Origin of the sequence: Kothea flammea, from assembly GCF_052161645.1 — a bacterium.
Lineage (GTDB): Bacteria > Planctomycetota > Planctomycetia > Pirellulales > Pirellulaceae > Laterigemmans.
Genome location: NZ_CP197414.1, coordinates 4,561,440 through 4,578,904 on the forward strand (window position 1 = coordinate 4,561,440; position 17,465 = coordinate 4,578,904).

The 17,465-nt window shown below is 56.3% G+C and carries 13 protein-coding genes and 1 pseudogene; 7 read left to right on the top strand and 7 right to left on the bottom strand.

Translation table 11 applies throughout. The features are described from left to right. Positions 1-107 precede the first annotated feature (107 nt). The 3 genes and pseudogenes from SH139x_RS17110 to SH139x_RS17120 form a co-directional block, all read left to right on the top strand. Positions 108-266: pseudogene (locus SH139x_RS17110) on the top strand (globin family protein); the annotation flags it as partial. 121 nt (positions 267-387) lie between these two features. Next, positions 388-564 carry a hypothetical protein gene (locus tag SH139x_RS17115; protein ID WP_488350988.1) on the top strand — a complete coding sequence of 59 codons (177 nt, stop codon included), beginning with the start codon at positions 388-390 and terminating at the stop codon, positions 562-564. 198 nt (positions 565-762) lie between these two features. Continuing rightward, on the top strand, positions 763-4,956 hold the full coding sequence (locus SH139x_RS17120) for a PAS domain S-box protein (protein ID WP_488350989.1): 4,194 nt from the start codon (positions 763-765) through the stop codon (positions 4,954-4,956). Positions 4,957-5,002: 46 nt separating this feature from the next. Here the strand turns inward: SH139x_RS17120 and SH139x_RS17125 are convergent, their stop codons facing one another. The 4 genes from SH139x_RS17125 to SH139x_RS17140 form a co-directional block, all read right to left on the bottom strand. Then, positions 5,003-5,422 carry an OsmC family protein gene (locus SH139x_RS17125; RefSeq protein ID WP_488350990.1) on the bottom strand — a complete coding sequence of 140 codons (420 nt, stop codon included), beginning with the start codon at positions 5,420-5,422 and terminating at the stop codon, positions 5,003-5,005. Between the two features lie 143 nt (positions 5,423-5,565). Further along, on the bottom strand, positions 5,566-6,165 hold the full coding sequence (clpP, locus tag SH139x_RS17130; protein ID WP_488350991.1) for an ATP-dependent Clp endopeptidase proteolytic subunit ClpP: 600 nt from the start codon (positions 6,163-6,165) through the stop codon (positions 5,566-5,568). Between the two features lie 87 nt (positions 6,166-6,252). After that, positions 6,253-6,876 (bottom strand): ClpP family protease, encoded by a 624-nt coding sequence (locus SH139x_RS17135; protein ID WP_488350992.1) that lies wholly within the window; start codon positions 6,874-6,876, stop codon positions 6,253-6,255. Positions 6,877-7,142: 266 nt separating this feature from the next. Beyond that, on the bottom strand, positions 7,143-8,543 hold the full coding sequence (locus SH139x_RS17140) for a DUF1598 domain-containing protein (protein WP_488350993.1): 1,401 nt from the start codon (positions 8,541-8,543) through the stop codon (positions 7,143-7,145). Between the two features lie 169 nt (positions 8,544-8,712). On the opposite strand from SH139x_RS17140, the gene SH139x_RS17145 reads away from it, so the two are divergent. The 3 genes from SH139x_RS17145 (at position 8,713) to SH139x_RS17155 (ending at position 12,359) form a co-directional block, all read left to right on the top strand. Then, the gene (locus SH139x_RS17145) at positions 8,713-10,977 is read left to right on the top strand and encodes a sigma 54-interacting transcriptional regulator (protein WP_488350994.1); all 2,265 of its coding nucleotides are present in this window, start codon (positions 8,713-8,715) and stop codon (positions 10,975-10,977) included. Between the two features lie 5 nt (positions 10,978-10,982). Further along, on the top strand, positions 10,983-11,753 hold the full coding sequence (locus SH139x_RS17150; protein ID WP_488350995.1) for a PIG-L deacetylase family protein: 771 nt from the start codon (positions 10,983-10,985) through the stop codon (positions 11,751-11,753). Positions 11,754-11,927: 174 nt separating this feature from the next. Further along, positions 11,928-12,359: an FHA domain-containing protein gene (locus SH139x_RS17155; RefSeq protein ID WP_488350996.1), complete on the top strand. Its 432-nt coding sequence runs from the start codon at positions 11,928-11,930 to the stop codon at positions 12,357-12,359. A 233-nt stretch (positions 12,360-12,592) separates the two neighbouring features. Here the strand turns inward: SH139x_RS17155 and SH139x_RS17160 are convergent, their stop codons facing one another. Beyond that, positions 12,593-14,419 carry a Gfo/Idh/MocA family protein gene (locus SH139x_RS17160; RefSeq protein WP_488350997.1) on the bottom strand — a complete coding sequence of 609 codons (1,827 nt, stop codon included), beginning with the start codon at positions 14,417-14,419 and terminating at the stop codon, positions 12,593-12,595. Beyond that, positions 14,412-15,392, bottom strand: coding sequence for a DoxX family protein (locus SH139x_RS17165; RefSeq protein ID WP_488350998.1), 981 nt, complete (start codon positions 15,390-15,392; stop codon positions 14,412-14,414). The genes SH139x_RS17160 and SH139x_RS17165 overlap by 8 nt, the downstream gene beginning before the upstream one ends. Before the next feature lie 351 nt (positions 15,393-15,743). Between SH139x_RS17165 and SH139x_RS17170 the strand changes: the two genes are divergently transcribed. Then, the gene (locus tag SH139x_RS17170) at positions 15,744-16,313 is read left to right on the top strand and encodes a hypothetical protein (RefSeq protein ID WP_488350999.1); all 570 of its coding nucleotides are present in this window, start codon (positions 15,744-15,746) and stop codon (positions 16,311-16,313) included. A 28-nt stretch (positions 16,314-16,341) separates the two neighbouring features. Here SH139x_RS17170 and SH139x_RS17175 read toward each other — a convergent pair whose 3' ends face one another. Next, positions 16,342-17,385, bottom strand: a complete 1,044-nt coding sequence (locus tag SH139x_RS17175; protein ID WP_488351000.1) for a Gfo/Idh/MocA family protein — start codon at positions 17,383-17,385, stop codon at positions 16,342-16,344. Positions 17,386-17,465: the final 80 nt, after the last annotated feature.

The window sequence follows — 17,465 nt, forward strand, 5'->3', positions numbered from 1 at the left end:
CTTGGCGGATTGCCGCATTCCACAACCAGTCGCTGAAATCTGCATATTGACGTGCCGACACAAAATCTATACCTTTTTGTGTATATTTATTTAAGACTTATCCAGCGACCGGGCGGTTTTACAAGCGGATGTTTGCTGGGAATCCGGAGGTCAACGCCTTCTTTAACCTGGCGCACCAGCACAGCGGGGGCCAGCAACGGGCTTTGGTAGGGGCAATCTGCGTTTGCGTTACGCACATCGAGAACTTGGAGACGTTATTGCCGGCGGGATCGGTGTGACGCCCTTGTTGTCGATGGCAAAATCGTCAGTTGAGCCAAGTCGGTTTGCGCTCACTTTATTTTCGACGCGTCTTTGGAAAACGACCTCGCCGAGGGGAAATGCGATTCGGTGGGCACGATCTCTGAGAAGCTATTAAGCGATCTGTTGCCCAACTGCGAAGCTGACTTTTACCTCTGCGGACCCGCCCCTTTCATGGCAAAAATGCGTGCGATCCTTGGTTCGCTCCGCGTCCCGGCGGACCGCACGCGGTATGAATTTTTTGGACCGCAGCAAGCCTTGGCTTGATCGTGATTTCCAAAATTGTGATTCTATCCGGCCAACTTGACTCGACACCACCGGGACATGTGGTCTATCACCCCCAACGAAGAGAGCGATACACTTTCCATGTGCTAAAGTTGCAAATGACAGCCGGTACGGTTAGCACGGGGCCAGATTGAATCATCAAAGAGCGCAGCGGATATGGAATTCTCGAGGAATCGGCGTATGCGAGCCAATGCGGCAATGCTGTGTCGCCCCACGCATTGCCACGCGATGCTGGTGGCTGCCGAAGCCTTCACCTTCACGCGGCTGACAACGAACTCGCGGATTCCCGCAGTTAGTTTCCCGCTGGCCGCGGACGTAGCGAGTTTGACAATCATCTTGCTCGCTATCGCTTGCGGCGGCTTGTTCGCGGCCCTCGGCGTAGTCACAGTTTTGTGGCTCCGCACCCGAGGAAAGGTGGCCGTTGCCAGCGAGGCTGGCCTGCCACGGGAAGCGGTACTCAAAGCGGTCCCGGACATGCTGTTTGTGCTCGATCGCGAGGGAGTCTTCCTGGAATATCGCAGCGGCGTGGGGACGGCCGATGGCGAGCGAGTCTGTTTGGCGGGAGATTCCGAACAGATCATTGGCAGGCATTTTGAGGAAGTGCTGACTGATGACGCGGCATCCCAGCTGCGGACTGCGATGAAGCAGACACAACTTTCTGGCGAACTGGTTGTGATTGAGTACACGATCGATCAGGAAACGGGCCGTCGCTTTGAGGCACGCGTTTCTGACCTTGGCGATGGTCGCTCGCTCGTGTTGTCTCGTGACGTGACCGATCGGCGGCGAATTCTCGAACAATGGCAGGAACTGCAGGCCCTGCGACTGGCGATTAACGAGCACACCTTGTTTTCCATCGCTGATGCGCGGGGTCGCATTATCGACATAAACGATGGTTTTTGCAAAATCAGCGGCTATGCCCGCGAAGAGTTGCTGGGCCGCGACCACCGGATTCTCAACTCGGGGCACCACCCGAAATCGTTCTGGGTGGAAATGTGGAAGACGATTGCTGCGGGCAAGCCGTGGCGAGCGGAAGTATGCAACCGAGCGAAGGACGGCTCGCTGTACTGGGTAGACTCCACCAACATCCCGCTTGAAAGCGACGATGGCAAAGTGAAGCGATATATCTCGCTGCGTTTCGACATTACCGAACGCAAGCGATTAGAAACTGAGAATAGCAGGGCGATGGCGCGATATTCGGCACTGTTCGACGGCTCTCGCGACGCCGTGCTGATGCTGAACGAGACCGGCTTCATCGGCTGCAATCAAGCGGCGTTTGAACTTTTCGGCGTACAGTCGTCTCGAGCACTTCAGCAGGTGCATCCCGCTGAAATCTCGCCCGAGTACCAGAAAGACGGAAAACTTTCCCGCGTTGCGGCGGACGAGCACATTCAACGCGCATACCGCGACGGGAGCGATCGATTCGAATGGGTTCACAAGCGACTTGATACGGGCGAGTCGTTCCATGCCGAGGTGTTGCTCAGTGCGCATCCCATCGATGGGGAGATGATTCTCCAAGCGGTCGTGCGCGACATTAGCGAGCGGGTCGAATCACGTCAACGTTTGACTTCGATCTACGAGGCAATGTCCGAGGGGATCGTGTTGCATGATGTAAGTGGAAGAGTGTTGGAATGCAATCCAGCAGCGGAAGCGGTACTGGGGATTCCGCACGAAGAGATTTTCGGACGCTCGTTGAACGACCCCCGGTGGACTGCGATTCGCGAGGATGGCAGCGTATTGCCGACAGCTGAAATGCCTGCCGCGAGAACCCTGCGAACGGGCAAATCGGTGCAAGGGTTTGTGCACGGATTCATTCGTCCCGACGGCCAACAGCGATGGTTGTCAGTCAGCTCCGAGCCGGTGTGCGAGAACGATGGCTCACTCCGGGGCGTGGTCACCAGCATCGCCGACATCACGACGCAGCACGAACAACGTCGCGAGCTGACTACGCAGAAGCGCATTCTCGAAGCGGTGCTCGACTCGCCCACCACCGGGTTTTGGGATTGGAAGATCAGCGACGGTGTTGAACACTTCAGCCCGAGCTGGCTGCGGATGTTTGGTTATGAACCGGGTGAGTTGCCTGAGACTCCGGAGACTTGGCAACAACTGATGGACCCGGACGATCTCCGCGAAACGATGCAGCGGTTCACGACCCACGTCGAGTCGCGGGGAGGTGTCCCGTTCTATTCCAAGGTTCGCTACCGACACAAGAACGGCTCGACCGTCTGGGTGCTTTGCATCGGACGCGTGGTCGAATGGTCTGGCGAGGGTGAGCCACTTCGCATGGCCGGTTGTCACATCGATGTCACAACCGCCTGCGAAGCCGAACTGCAAATCGAAGAACAAAAGCGTGAGTTGCAAGCCATTTTGGATGCCATCCCGGGTTTCGTGTTTTATAAGGATGGAAATAACAAGATTCTTGACTTGAACCGAGCCGCCGCCGATTCGATCGGTCTGCCCAAAGAACAAATTCGATATCGCGCGGCCGAGGAATTCTTTCCTGCGGAGGATGCAAACCGATACCTCGAGGACGATCAAGCTGTGCTCCGTTCTGGGCAGGCGAAACTTGGCATCATCGAATGCTACGAGACAGGGGGTGAAATCAAGCACATCCGCACCGATAAAATTCCGCTGCGAAGTCCTAACGGCCAATACGATCGACTGGTCGCGATCGCCATGGACATCACCGAAATTGTCGAATCACGTGAACGGGCCAGCGAAGCGCAGCACCGTTTAAATATGGCGCTGCGGGCCTCAAATACGGGACTTTGGGAATGGGATATCCAAACGGGCAGCGCGCTGTTCAGCGATACCTGGTATTCCATGCTCGGATATGAGCCTGGAGAGCTGCCAATGGAGGTCGCGGTGTGGAAAGAGCTCTGCCATCAAGATGATTTCGAGCGAGCAAGCCAAGAACTCGAGCGACACTTCCGCGGTGAAACCGATGTCTACAAATGCGAGCATCGCCTCCGCCGCAAGGATGGCTCGTGGAGTTGGGTGCGAGGTGTCGGCGAGGTGCTCGAGCGAGCCGACGACGGCACACCGCTGAAAGCAGTCGGTGTGAATATCGACATCCAACAACTTCGCGAGTCGGTGATTCGCATGGAAGCGGCGAGCCAAGCGAAGAGCGAGTTTCTGGCTAACATGAGTCACGAAATCCGCACGCCAATGACGGCGATCCTCGGCTATGCGGACCTGATAATGGAGCCGACATCATCGCCTCAAGATTTTGCGACGCACGTTCGCACGATCCAAGCCAACGCTGGGCACCTGCTGACAATTATTAACGACATTCTCGACATGTCAAAAATCGAAGCTGGTCAAATGACGATCGAACGGATCGACACCAACCCAGCTCAGATCGTCGAAGAAGTCGCCTCGCTGTTGCGGCCACGCGCGATCGGCAAAGGCATCACGCTGGGCATCGTTTACGACACCCCGATTCCACTGTCAATTCATTCGGACCCCACCCGACTTCGCCAGATTCTGCTCAATCTCGCCGGTAACTCGATCAAGTTTACCGAGATCGGCTCAGTGACAATTCATGCCGCTTGTGACGCGGGCGCCGAACGAATGACATTCCGCGTTGTCGATACGGGGATCGGCATGAGCGAAAAGCAACGAGCGGCGATCGCCCGCTTCGAAGCCTTCAGCCAAGCTGACACCAGCACCACGCGAAAGTTCGGCGGCACAGGATTAGGACTCCGTATTTCTAACTCGCTGGCAACGATGCTGGGAGGCGGAATCGAGGTCGCTTCCACACTGAACGAAGGTAGTGAATTCACCGTTACCATCGCCACGGGCTCATTAACAGGGGTTAAACTCCACACTCCCGCTCAAATCTGCGAACTGGCTGACAGCGACGAACAGGAAACATCCAGCGAGCGGCTCGCGGCCAAGAAAGTCGATGGGCAGCAACTCCAACCACTGTTGGGACTGCGGGTTCTGCTGGCCGAGGATGGGCCTGACAACCAACGACTGATTAGTTTCCATCTCAAAAAAGCAGGTGCTGAAGTCATCTTGGCCGACAACGGCTTGATCGCTGCGGAAACAATTGAATCAGCCACCGCCGACACGATGCCACATCTGGTGCTGATGGATATGCAGATGCCAGAGCTCGATGGATACGCGGCTACCAAACGACTCCGTTGCCAAGGCTACCGGCTACCGATCATCGCACTGACCGCACACGCAATGGAAGGTGACCGCCAAAAGTGCCTGAACGCCGGCTGCATCGATTACCTCACCAAGCCGATCGATAAAGCTCGACTCATCGAGTGCTGCACACTGTGGGCCACGATCAGCGACCAGCCGACACCGGACACGACCAAGCTGGAAGAATTTGCACGCCAAGCAAATTGCCCGACTAGCTGCTAAGAAATCGTCGACCGTAGCAACCCGACACCCTCTTGCTTCAGCAAAGCTACTCGAGCCACTCGAATTGGATCGCGGCATCAATATCAGGGTGCAAACTTTGATGCACCGGGCAGTGCTCCGCTACCTTCTCGATCCGCTTTCTCAGCTCCACATCGGCACACAACCCACTGGGGATGGTGATGACTGATTTCAAACTTCCAATGCGACGGATCGGTTGCTGAATCATCTCCTTGACGACGCGGACTTGAGTGCCAGTTAAATCGACACCATGCCGCTCGCCAACCAACGCCATGATGGTCATCAAGCAACTTCCCAACGCTGTGGCGACCAAGTCGGTGGGTGAAAACGATTGGCCTTGGCCGCCATTATCGACCGGCGCATCGGTAACCAGCGTGCGACCACTTGGTTGATGAGTCGCTCGACAAGCCAATTGGCCTTCGTAAACTGCGTCGATGATGACACCCATGGAAGCCAATCTCTCCTCAATAGAATGAGGCTTGTGGAGCAAAGAAAGAGGGTGCGCCGGGAGTCAAGCTCCGCAGCGCACGCAACAATACTGTGCATTATACATTGGGCTGGCAAACATCCAGCCTTAACAGCAGCCTAACTTCAGCTGGCTGGTGCATCCGCTACCGAAGATACCACCTTGTCGATCAAACCGTACTCGACCGATTCCTCTGCCGACATAAAACGGTCACGGTCGGTATCTTCTTCGATTTTCTCCAGCGTGTGGCCGGTGTGTCGGATCATGATTTCATTCATCTTCCGCTTGACCCGACGCAACTCAGCGACGTGAATTTCGATCTCCTGTGCGCTGCCCTGCATACCGGCCAGCGGTTGGTGGATCATGATTCGCGAGCTGGGCAAAGAATAACGTTTTCCTTTGGTCCCAGCGGTCAGCAAGACGGCACCCATCGAGGCCGCTTGACCAATACAGTAGGTTGCCACGTCGCAAGAGACAAACTGCATGGTGTCGTAAATTGCCAACCCGGCGGTGATACTGCCACCGGGCGAATTGATGTAAAGATGGATATCCGCTTTGGGATCTTCACTTTGCAAAAACAGCATTTGCGCGACCAGCGAATTGCTAATGTCGTCGTTGACTTGCTGGCCGAGAAAAATAATTCGGTCTTTGAGCAGGCGACTATAGATGTCGTAGACGCGCTCTTCACGACCGCTCTTTTCGACAACGTAGGGAATCAGGGGCATCGCAGGGAAACCTGAACGTGGATGATGACTTGCGGTGAAGGGGAAAGACGAAGGCTGCGAGGAACGGCCCAGCAGCTCCGGCAACCTTTAAGTGGTTTCTTCTTCCTCGGCGTCGGGATTAACCGGCGGCTTGGTGAGGATGTCGTCGACGAGGCCATACTCTTTGGCTTCGTTCGGCGAAAGGAAGAAGTCGCGATCGGTATCTGCGGCGATCTTCTTGATGTCCTGCCCAGTGTGCGAGGACAGAATCTCGTTGAGCACATCGCGATAACGCAAAATCTCGCGAGCTTGGATTTCAATGTCGCTGACTTGACCGCCAACACCGCCCAATGGCTGGTGAACCATCACGCGACTGTTAGGAAGAGCAAAACGTTTGCCCTTGGCACCGCCAGCCAACAAAATCGCCGCGCCACTGGCAGCTTCACCGACGCAGTACGTTGCGACGGAGCAAGACAGCATTTGCATGGTGTCGTAGATTGCCAAAGTTGCCGTGACCGATCCACCTGGCGAATTTAAATACAGGTGAATGTCCTTGCGGCGATTTTCGCTCTGCAAGTACAGCAGCTTCATGACAATTTCATTAGCATTGCCGGTATAGATCTCGCCTTGCAAAAAGACGATACGATTTTCCAGCAACAGGTCTCCGAGCGTCATTTGTCTTTGACGCTGGTAACTCTGGTAAGAGTAGCTGTTCGACAGCTCTTGGTTCATCTCGCGTGCCTTACCCGGGACTATACGAATCAGTACGAACCTAAGTGTTCGCGAAATCGCATTTCGTGGCAAGCCCGGAATCGGCTCGCTTAGTCCCGAAAAGGTGGTGAATGCCAGAAAAATCGGCATCTACGAGCAAAATTTTGTCCCAATTTGATCCGCATCAAGAGGTCAAACCAAGCCACGCACCCCACAGTGGGCGGGAAAAGCATCCCCTCCAGCGGCCCACTGTGGTTGAGTTAAAGCATTCAATCCCCGCTCGACGCTTAGCCGTTCCACCACCAGGTAGTCGCCTGCTCGGCTTTGGCCCGAGCATGTACTTCAGCCAATTGATTATCGAGCGTTTGATTTTCCACAACGTTAAACGGTGTGACCTCAACGCCACCCGATGCCGTCACGGTCCAACCCGCACTACCTTTGACAAAGCTGCATTGAGGAGCAACCGCTTGGGGTACCTCATACGAAGTCGTGGGGACTTCGACACCCTTGCCCAACATCACCGACAGGTCGCAGCCGGCCGTCTGGTCGAGGCCTTCCTGCATGATCAAGGTAGCCACAACGCTCATGTCCATGACGTTTCGCAGATCGCCAAAAATCGATTGTCGCGCGGCCAACTCGTTGAATCGATCGGTCATCAATTCGGCCCATTTCTTGGCCGTCTTGTTCTCCCGCTGACTTGCCTGAGCTTGTCCGGCGGCATCGAATTGATCCTGAGCGGTCAAAGTTTTCACTCCTTGCCCGCTGAGTTGCCAAGCCAAACGGCCCTGATCATGCTTGAGTGAATCGTAGTTACAGGCCATCCACCAGCGTGGGTTTTCGTTGCCCAATTGGCGCTCGTTGCGAGCCATTTCCAAGTAGCTTGGCAAACCGGCCACGGGCGAATCTTCCAACGCCATCGCAATCCGCTTCATTTGATAGTCGGCGGCGAGCAACACGCGAGCGTAGTGGCTGTCGGTGGGAATACCGGCCAGTTTAACGATCTGCGGACCGTAAGCTTCCCGCATCATCGGCTCGAGATTTCGCGGATCTTGTCCTGATTGCAGGCGCACCCGTGCGAGCATCCGCTGCAGACGTTGACGTCCCTCAGCAGTCGGTTCAATCGAGCAACTAATGCCCCCCTGACGCGATGGCTCGACACTCTGGAAAGCGGTCAACAAGTCGCTCAACAGCAAAGTCGGACGCCCACTGAACTTGCCGACGACCGATGCGTCCTCGCGAATCACCCAAGGTTCAGCGGGTCCCGCCAAAACAATATCATTCCTCTCCGGATAGACAAATACGTACTCGATGCGTTGCAGACCAGCGAGCATCTTCATGTCGGCGGGAATTTCCTCACCCGTCTGCAGCTCGCGAGCGATCGCCGCTTGCAACTTTTTAAGCGAAATCATTCGCAATTCGCTGCCAGCTGCCAAATCACCTTGCGGTTCGGCTAACTGGGTTCGCATGCGGGCCAGCAAATCTGCTCGTTCTGCTTGTGTGGCAGAACGCACCAGTCCCGCGGCATCAATCATGATACCACCCACCGCGTTTCCACCGAGGTTTCCCAGTCCGGCAATCGCCTTGGGTAACCACAGCATTGTGCCAACAAGGGCGAAAGCAACCAACAGACGGCTAGCCCAGCCAAAGGACTGACCGGCTTTGCGACTCGGCGCGGGGAAGCGTTTCATCAAACGGCTCCGAGATTCCCGCGTAACGTGCACAGCGGGAGTTGTAGTTAACGGGACAAGCAACATTCGAATCGCCACCTGCATTACAGTAAGACAGCGACAATCATCGTACAATAGCTGCCAGCTCACCCGCTTTCAACCAAATTACTCCCAACCAAGTGTTTTGAAGTTGTCCGATTCTTCCGCTCGTGACGGCGATAACGCCTATTTGATCATCCGCCAAGGCGGAAAATGGACAGATGTGCTCCGCCTGCTGCCAGGCAAGGCCTTCGTGATCGGCCGCTCCTCGCAATCGCAAGTTGTGATCCGCAGCGACCAGTGCAGTCGAGCGCACGCCGAACTCCAACATATTAAAGAACAATGGATCGTCCGCGACTTGGGCAGCCGCAACGGAACGGTGGTCAACGGGGAAACAATCAAAACACCGGCAAAACTACGTGAACAGGATGTGATCTCGGTCGCCGGTTATCAAATGACGTTTGTGCGACAAGTGGCCGACGCTTTCTCCTCCGACGCAGCGCCGCTGCCACCACAAAATCGTGGCCAGCCCACCGAACTGGCGGATACGCAAGTCCGAGTGAATCCGGCCGATTCACTGTCGAACGCCGAACTCGAAACACTGCGACAAGCAACCAATTCGCAGCCGAGCCAGCCGTTGGTGGCAGCTGCCGACGGCCAGAGGTCCCAAAATGATCGGGCCCAAAATGATCGGGCCCAAAATGATCGGGCCCAAAATGATCGGGCCCAAAATGATCGGGCCCAAATTCTGGATCGCCGCCGCCGCAGCGCGATTCTCGAGCCGGGTGATCTTGAGCTGTCGCGCAGCGCGATGGCCGCCAGCAGCGAAGCATCATTGCTGCGGACCGCTTTCGCCCTCGCTCGTGGCGAAGCTCCCGAACAAGTCTCGCAGATTGCCTTGGAAGCCTTGAATCGAGCCAGCGGGACCGCCGCCGGTGCCGTATTGGTGGCGACCAAAAAACAACAGGCTGCCAGTTCCGCTTTCAATGGCCTGACCGCCTTGGCGACATCTAGCCGGCCGGGCCATTCCTATCGCAGCCTTAGCGAAAAATTGGCCAGCACCGTATTGACCAGTGGCGAAGCGATTCTGGCTCGCAACATCGAGGACGATTTGGCGCTAGCGAGCCGCGATAGCCAAGGCGAATTAAGCACGACCAGCGCGCTCTGCGCGCCGATCGTGATCAGCCAAAAGGTAGTCGGGCTGCTGCACATCTACTCGTCGAAGGATGAACCCGAACTGACCAGCCAGCACCTCGAACTGGCGTTGGCGATCGCCGCCAATCTGGCTTTGGCGTTAGAACATTTATGGCGCGAGCGTCAATTAAAAACCAACTTGCGGCGGTCCGAACAACAACTGGCGAAGCTTCGCGAACAATTGGGCGAACAGGTCTTTATCGTCGGCGAGAGCGAACCGATTCTAGAGATTCAACGACAAGTCGCCCGCGCCGCGCCGACCGCGGCGACGGTGCTCGTGCGGGGCGAAAGTGGCGTTGGTAAGGAATTGATCGCGGCGGCAATCCATCACGCTAGCCCGCGGCGCAACGGCCCCTTCGTCTGCTTGAATTGCGCCGCCCTGTCGCCCAGTCTGCTAGAAAGCGAACTGTTCGGGCACGAGAAAGGTGCGTTTACGGGAGCCACCGAACGCAAGATTGGAAAATTCGAAGCGGCTGACGGTGGCACGCTGATGCTCGACGAAATCGGCGAGATGAGTCCCGAGATCCAATCTAAGTTCCTTCGCGTGCTGGAGGGCCAAGCGTTCGAGCGGGTGGGCGGGAATACTGCAATTCGAGTCGATGTGCGAGTTGTGGCGGCCACCAATCGTGACTTGGAGGTGGCGGTCCGCGAGGGAAAATTCCGCAGCGACCTCTATTTCCGCCTGAACGTGGTCGAACTGCGGGTCCCCCCGTTGCGTGAACGAGGTTCTGATGTGCTGCTGTTGGCCGAGCACTTTCTGACCCGTTTCCGCAGCGAAATGGGGCGACGGTTGGACGCGTTCAGCCAAACAGCCAAACAGAAACTGATGGCCTATCACTGGCCAGGAAACATCCGCGAACTAAAAAACGCTGTCGAACGTGCCGTCGTGCTCTGCCCCGGTCCAAAAATCGAAGCGGACGATCTACTGCTCTCGAACCTAACGGTACCCGGCCAACCGAGTCATAGCCAACCGAGCCAATCGCCAGTATCCAGCGAAGGGGCTCAATCGGCTCAACCGCTAACAGCCAATAGTTCGCCCCCGGCATCGACGGCGGCACTTTATGATGACGATGGAAATCCTCTCACGTTGGCCCTCCTGGAACGGCAACATATCGAACGGGTGTTGCAGCACACAGCGGGCAACAAAAGCCAAGCTGCCCGGCTTCTGGGAATCGAGCGGAGCACTTTGGATCGTAAAATCAAACGCTTTGAGTCGGAATAATTTCAATGCCTGCTGTTCTCGCCGTAGCCGCACACCCTGACGACATCGAATTTGTAATGGCCGGGACGATGCTGCGTTTAGCCGAACGTGGTTGGGATCTGCATTACTTTAATTTGGCCGATGGCTGTCGCGGCAGCATGACCATGGATCGCCAACAGACTGCCGCCACCCGTTTGGCGGAAGCCAAACGAGCGGCCGAAGTTCTGGGAGCCAAGTTCTATCCACCCATCTGCCGCGATATGGAGATCTTGTATTCGTTTGAATTGGTCGCCAAGGTCACAGCTGTGGTCCGACAATCACAAGCCTCAATTTTGTTGACCCACGCCCCCAGCGATTACATGGAAGACCATGAGCAAGCTTGCCGCTTGGCCGTGTCGGCAGCGTTTTCCCACGGCATGCCGAACCTCGATTCCGAGCCCCCGGTCGCTCCCTATTTTACCCCGGTGACCGTCTATCACGCCCAGCCTCACGGCAATCGCACGCCGCTCGGGGAACCGGTGCGACCCGACTTTATTGTCGACACCAGCCCGGTGATGGAAAAAAAAGTTGCCGCCCTAGAATGCCACGCTTGCCAAAAAGAATGGCTCGACGAGAGCCAAGGCATGGATTCGTATGTCCAAACGATGCGTGACTTGACCGGAGATGTGGGCCAAATGGCTGGCTTTGCATTCGGCGAAGGCTGGCGGCGGCGGCAACACTGGGGGTTCTGCGGCCCCGCCGATGACCCGCTGCGGGATGCCTTGGCCGATTGTATCGCGTTGTCGGAAAATTCATAAAAAAACTTGCCGACGCAATTTCGCGTGGTCTGATTTCTAGCTTCCTTCGACCGCTGTGTTAAAATAAAACCCACGGGCAACGAGAAAAAAGCTAGTCTCTAACTGATCTTTTCTGCGACGCCACCAATCATCCGTTGGCGTCTCCGCGACTGAATGTTCTGGCGAGGTCCAGTGATGGTAGATAACGAGATGTTCGGCGAATTGGTACCCACCGGTGGTGGCGACAATATCCCGTTGCTGAAGAAAAGGCTGCTGGTCGGACGTCGCGATTCTTGCGATATCGCGCTCAAATTTTCCAATGTCTCCGGCAAACATTGCCGGCTGTCATTGGAACAGGGCTACTGGTTTGTCAACGACCTAAACAGCCGCAACGGGACCAAAGTCGACAATCGCAAAATTATTCGCAAGCGGCTCGATCCCGGTTGCACGCTGGCAATCGCCAAGCACGAATATCGGATCGAGTACGATCCCGAGACTTTGGGAGCCTTTGGACCTCCACCACCCGATGATGATCACATTGAAGAGTTGCTGCGTCGCAGCTTGCTGGATCGTGCCGGTTTGACTCGCCGCAGCAAGGTCGAGTCGGAAGATGGAGAATTCGAGTAATAGCCATCGGCTCGACTTCCGCACCGCGACGATCTGATTTGGTAGTTGTGGAGCCGATTCACCAGACTGGCCCAGGCGCAAAACCGGCGCGGGCGACTGATCGCCGCCGGCGCATGAAACAGATGTGAGTTCGCTCAGCGGACCGACCGTCACCAGACGGCTGACTATTATGAGTACGCCTGCGGCTGACTGTTAAACGAAAATGGTGCCGAGGGGGCTTCATGTAAAGGCCGCTAAGCAACCGGCTTTTTCATGTTTTCCGTTTCCTTGGCGATGTCGCTGCCATCCGGAACTTCGTCCGAGTTGACCTCGAACCATTCTTCCTTAAATTCCAAGTAGCCGCCTTTGCCTTCCGCCGCATTCTTGAGGGCCACGTTGGTCCCCAACGCGATGACAGCATCCCCCATGGCGACTTCTGGATAACAACGGACGCGATTGTTGGGATCAGGATTGCGGATGCAGTAAGCCCAATGCTCGATCTCCTCGCGGTACCCGCGGCTGACCGGCCCCGCATCGGCGGCCTGTGCCAGCGGGGAGGCGTAATCGCCACTGGCCGACGTGTCGAGCGCGTAACCACCTCCCGGTTGCTGGCTAACGCCCACCTTTGCTGAGGTATTACTGTCCCGATAAAGATAAACGTCAGTCTCTTTGTCGAGAATCAACGTCCCCTTGGTGCCCAACACGACTTCGCCCCAACCACCAAAACCATTGCCGTTGATTGTCGAGTAAGTGACGACGACTTTCTTGTTGGGATCGGTTTCGTAACCAGGCACGGCGCCGTCCGGGTAATTCTCCACTGGATCACGGTAACCCACCTTGCCCGCTTCGTATTCAGGACCGGGGAACTCGAACGTGCAATAAACGTGGTCTTCCACTTGGCGATCGAGCGGCATCAAGTGACGTCCGCCCACCGCATGCACGCTGAGCGGATGGACTTTCTTACCATCATCACGCAGCGAGCTGAGGAAGATGCTGACAGCGTCTAACTGGTGACTGCCCAGTTCGGCCATCAAACCCGCGCCGGTGCGGTCGAACAGCCGCCATCGATGCAATTCTTCCATGGCCGTGAAGAGTCGATCACCGATGCTGAGGTCTTGGTAGCCAAACTCTTTCGGATCAATTTCCTTGTCGGCGTCCCAAGCTTTCCACTGGGCCAATTCCATTTGCAGTCGCTCGATCTCCGACGGGTCGGTGGCATTCTTGAGCGCATTTTCGCGGTAGCGAATGTCGCCGAGAATTTTCTGATAATCAGAACCGTCAGAGCGTTTTTCGCCACCCGGGATAGGCATTTTCCAGCTATCTTTTCCGGGCACGTTGGAGCGATGCCACTGGGCGCGAATATGGTGAATTTGCCCGAGCAAGCCCCAGCGAATGATGTTCACGGCATTGTCGTACTTGACGTTGTAATGCCGTTGGTGACCGGTCGCCAAATGGATCGGGTTGCCCGCTTTGTCTTTCAGCTCAGCGGCCATCCGGGACATGACTTTGCACTGGGCCACGTTGTGGGCCATCAGCTTTTCAGTCAACACGTGCAGCCCCTTCTCCATGGCTTTCGCCGCGACCACGGCGTGTAACCACAGCGGTAGAGCGATGATGACTGCTTCGATGTCGGGATCGTTCAAGCAAGCCGTGATGCCTCCGTTGCTGGCATCATAAACTTTGACGTTATCACGAGCTTCGGCCTCGTCCTTGTAGCCTGCCACGCTGATCAGCCCCGGACGTCGCTTGAGTGAGCTGGGTGTGCTCCAGTCACCATGAAAAGCCCGAAAGATGCTGAATGGACGGATATCGCAAATCGCTTTTACGGCGACATAATCGGGATTGCACCCGCCGATCAACACGTTGCCTTCGTCCCCGGTGCCAATCACGGCCACGCGAACGGGATCGGCAATTTTTTTGTCATACCCAAAGTACATCGCACCTAGGCCAGCACCACTGACGGCACCGGTGGAAACGATACCTTTGAGCAGATCGCGCCGCGACAGCGGAGTAATCATGCCCACCGCGTTGTAGTAGTTGCTCTTACCAACTTCTTGTTCTTCCGCAGACAGCTTATCCATTTGATGTTCGCTCCGAGTTGGCAGGCCACAAGCGGGCACTGATGGCGTAGAAGATAAAGTCCAAACCGGCAAATCGGCCTGCTCCGGTGCCAGCCAGCACCAAACATCCGGCCGCTTCGGCCAAGTGGTAGTAGGTCGATCCGGGACCCGTCGTCGGCGGGTATTGAGACATAAAGACAGAACCGAGAAATCCAGCGGCAATCAACGCGGCGGCCGGGGTGAATAACCCCAGTAGCAAGCAGATACCGATGGTCATGTCAAAGTAAGGAATGATTGGGTTTATGACGCTGGTGTCGACCAGCACGTCACGCGGTTTTCCCAGCTTTAGCGTTCCGCGTTCGGACTGCTCGCTGGTGGCGACCCCGTTGGCTTCCGTTTCCAAGTTGGTCCAAATCTTGTCAATTTGAACGAACACGGGGCTAATTAACTGCTGCCATTCTCGTCGCACCGTGTCTCGCTGTCCACCCAAGCTCGTCACACCGCTCCGCGTGGCGTCCTGTTCGAGTTGCAGAATTCGCTCGCGGCCCAATTTAAATTGTTCGATCTCATTGGCGTTCGACTGGAGTACCCACTCCAGTTGCTTAATCGCCCTGGCGTAAGCTTGTTCGACTTTGTCCCGTTGGGCGTCATCCATCTCGTAATGATCTTTGACGGCTTGACGATAATTGGCCCAAGTCTGAATCGTGCGTTCGGAATCTAGCCGAATATTGCCGTCCCAGTCCCACACTTGACGCTGGAAATGCCCCGCGAAGGGGCCTCGCGCCACGGAGAAAAATTTGCCGGCGTCGAAATCGCCAGACATCTTGTCGACTCCCTCGCTGTAAAAGTGGAAGCCAATGCACAGTCGCAACAGGATCAAGGACATCACGCCCATGAAGCCCAGGGACCGTGGCGATCGCCCCCAACCCGTGGCGAGTCGCAGGGGCACGAGGATAATCCGGGCAAACACTCCCGGGGAACGCGCGTCACTCATTGAATTCCTAAGTTCGAACAAGCTGTCGGTCAGCAAACAAACCCTTGAACGTTTGATTATGGCCGGAGAATCGACTTTCGCCAAGCGTTAACTGAGCGCCAGGAAGGTAACTTAACGGCGGCACTCAACAAGTGGCGCGACGGTTAGACGCCAAGGGGCCCGTGCAACCAGCGGTAGTTTAACCAAAGTGCGCACACGTGTCCACGCATGTAGCAAGCTGTGTCGAATTTAACGATTATCCGGATTGTCTCAAGTTTGCTGGTGCGGGCTGCCGATTTCTACAGCTGGACGATTGCGATTTCGCAAACGATTTCGCCCAATCACCAGACTACCTCCCAGGATGGAATTTCGATGCGCCCTGTTTTGCAAATGACCGCCCTTTTTTCGATGTTGGCGGCAGCCCTTTTGTCGACCGGCTGCTGTGGTCCGCTGATGTTCCACGGCGGATGCCAGTCGGGCTGTGGCGAATTGTATGTGGATCCCTGGATCAATGATCCCGCAGAATGCTGTGATCCCTGTGATTCCTGCGGCAACTACAACGGACAAAGTTGTGGATCATGCCGTCCGATGCTGAGTGGCACCAAGTCGATTTGGGGCTACCGCTACGCCGGCGGCAGCGGTTGCGATGGCTGCGGCTCGTGCGGCGGCGGCGGCGAAGTCGTTTGCGGTTTGGAGCCGAGTTGTGGGTTCGAGCCTGGCTGTGGTTTTGAAGGCTGCGGCGCATGTGCCGATTGTGGTGGGCACGGCCATCAGGATCATTTTATGGGGGCAGGCCAGATGGGATACGTCGGACAACCTACCCCCATCGGCGACTCGGTGGTGACAATGAGCGATCCGCTGGAATCATCACGCGTTGTCGTGCCCCCGAATGCTCGACGCACCACGGTGGCTCGCCCGAACGGCCAGTTCCGCAATCGTTAACCGGCGGTTCCGCAATCGCTAATTGGGCTCAGCCAAGTTCAATCCGCCGGCCTTCTCGGGCGGACTGATAAATCGCTTCGATTAATTCCACACTCCGTCGCCCTTCCCGACCATCGATCGCCGGCTGGCGATCCTCGGCGACGGAGGCGGCAAAGTCTTGGAAGACCATCTGGTGCCCATGATGCCCGATGGCTGACGGGTCTGCCGCACCACCACCGGTTTGCGTTTGCCCTCGCATCTCCTCGCGAATCGTCTCATCGTTCGCCTCTGGCTGAGCAAAATCCCACTGGATTAAGTCCTCTTCTTCCAGAACGGCCGCCCCGCCGCTGCCACAGATTTCGATCTTTTTCAAAGCTCCGGGAAAAGCAGTCGTCGTCGCTTCGATGACTCCCAGCGCACCGTTTGCAAATTTGAGCGTTGCCACCGCCACGTCTTCCACCTCAATCCGCTCGTGCGTCGCCGTGTCGACCATCGCGCTAACAGTGCGAACAGGTCCCATCAGCCACAGCAACAAATCAACAGAGTGAATTGCTTGATTCATCAAGGCCCCGCCACCGTCGAGTTCCCAAGTGCCGCGCCAAGCTCCGCTGTCATAATACTCTTGGCTGCGGAACCATTTCACGTACGCGTCTCCCAACGTGATCCTCCCGAATCGTCCCTGCTCGACGGCAACTTTCAATAACTGGCTGGAGCGATGAAAACGGCTTTGAAAAGTGACGGCCAGTTTCACTTTATGCTGTTCGCAAGCCTCAATGATCGCGTCGCAACGTTGCGTGGTCACTTCCAGCGGCTTTTCGACAACCACGTGTTTACCAGCCCGAGCGGCTGCCAAAGCGGGATCTAAATGAGCCCCGCTGGGGCTGCAAATCGAGATCGCATCAATCTCCGGATCGGCCAACATCGCGTCCAGCGAATCATAGCCGCGACAATCGAAAGTCTTGGCAAACTCAGCGGTCGTCTCCCCGCGACGGCTCCAAGCCCCCCCCAACGACGTCGTCGGGTTGTCGCGAATCGCGTGAGCGTGAAATTTGGCGATCATTCCGCAGCCAACGATTCCGAAGCGAAGTGTCATGCAGCAGACCAACAGCGGGAGTAAAAGAGTGAAGCGGTTCTTTCGCCATTAGGATAAAGGTTCTGCCGTCAGAGAACAGC

Excerpts from the sequence above, each read along its gene's own strand:
- SH139x_RS17120 (WP_488350989.1), top strand. The coding sequence starts at position 763 with ATGCGAGCCAATGCGGCAATGCTGTGTCGCCCCACGCATTGCCACGCG.
- SH139x_RS17125 (WP_488350990.1), bottom strand. The coding sequence starts at position 5,422 with ATGGGTGTCATCATCGACGCAGTTTACGAAGGCCAATTGGCTTGTCGA.
- clpP (WP_488350991.1), bottom strand. The coding sequence starts at position 6,165 with ATGCCCCTGATTCCCTACGTTGTCGAAAAGAGCGGTCGTGAAGAGCGC.
- SH139x_RS17135 (WP_488350992.1), bottom strand. The coding sequence starts at position 6,876 with ATGAACCAAGAGCTGTCGAACAGCTACTCTTACCAGAGTTACCAGCGT.
- SH139x_RS17140 (WP_488350993.1), bottom strand. The coding sequence starts at position 8,543 with ATGAAACGCTTCCCCGCGCCGAGTCGCAAAGCCGGTCAGTCCTTTGGC.
- SH139x_RS17150 (WP_488350995.1), top strand. The coding sequence starts at position 10,983 with ATGCCTGCTGTTCTCGCCGTAGCCGCACACCCTGACGACATCGAATTT.
- SH139x_RS17155 (WP_488350996.1), top strand. The coding sequence starts at position 11,928 with ATGGTAGATAACGAGATGTTCGGCGAATTGGTACCCACCGGTGGTGGC.
- SH139x_RS17160 (WP_488350997.1), bottom strand. The coding sequence starts at position 14,419 with ATGGATAAGCTGTCTGCGGAAGAACAAGAAGTTGGTAAGAGCAACTAC.
- SH139x_RS17165 (WP_488350998.1), bottom strand. The coding sequence starts at position 15,392 with ATGAGTGACGCGCGTTCCCCGGGAGTGTTTGCCCGGATTATCCTCGTG.
- SH139x_RS17170 (WP_488350999.1), top strand. The coding sequence starts at position 15,744 with ATGCGCCCTGTTTTGCAAATGACCGCCCTTTTTTCGATGTTGGCGGCA.
- SH139x_RS17175 (WP_488351000.1), bottom strand. The coding sequence starts at position 17,385 with ATGACACTTCGCTTCGGAATCGTTGGCTGCGGAATGATCGCCAAATTT.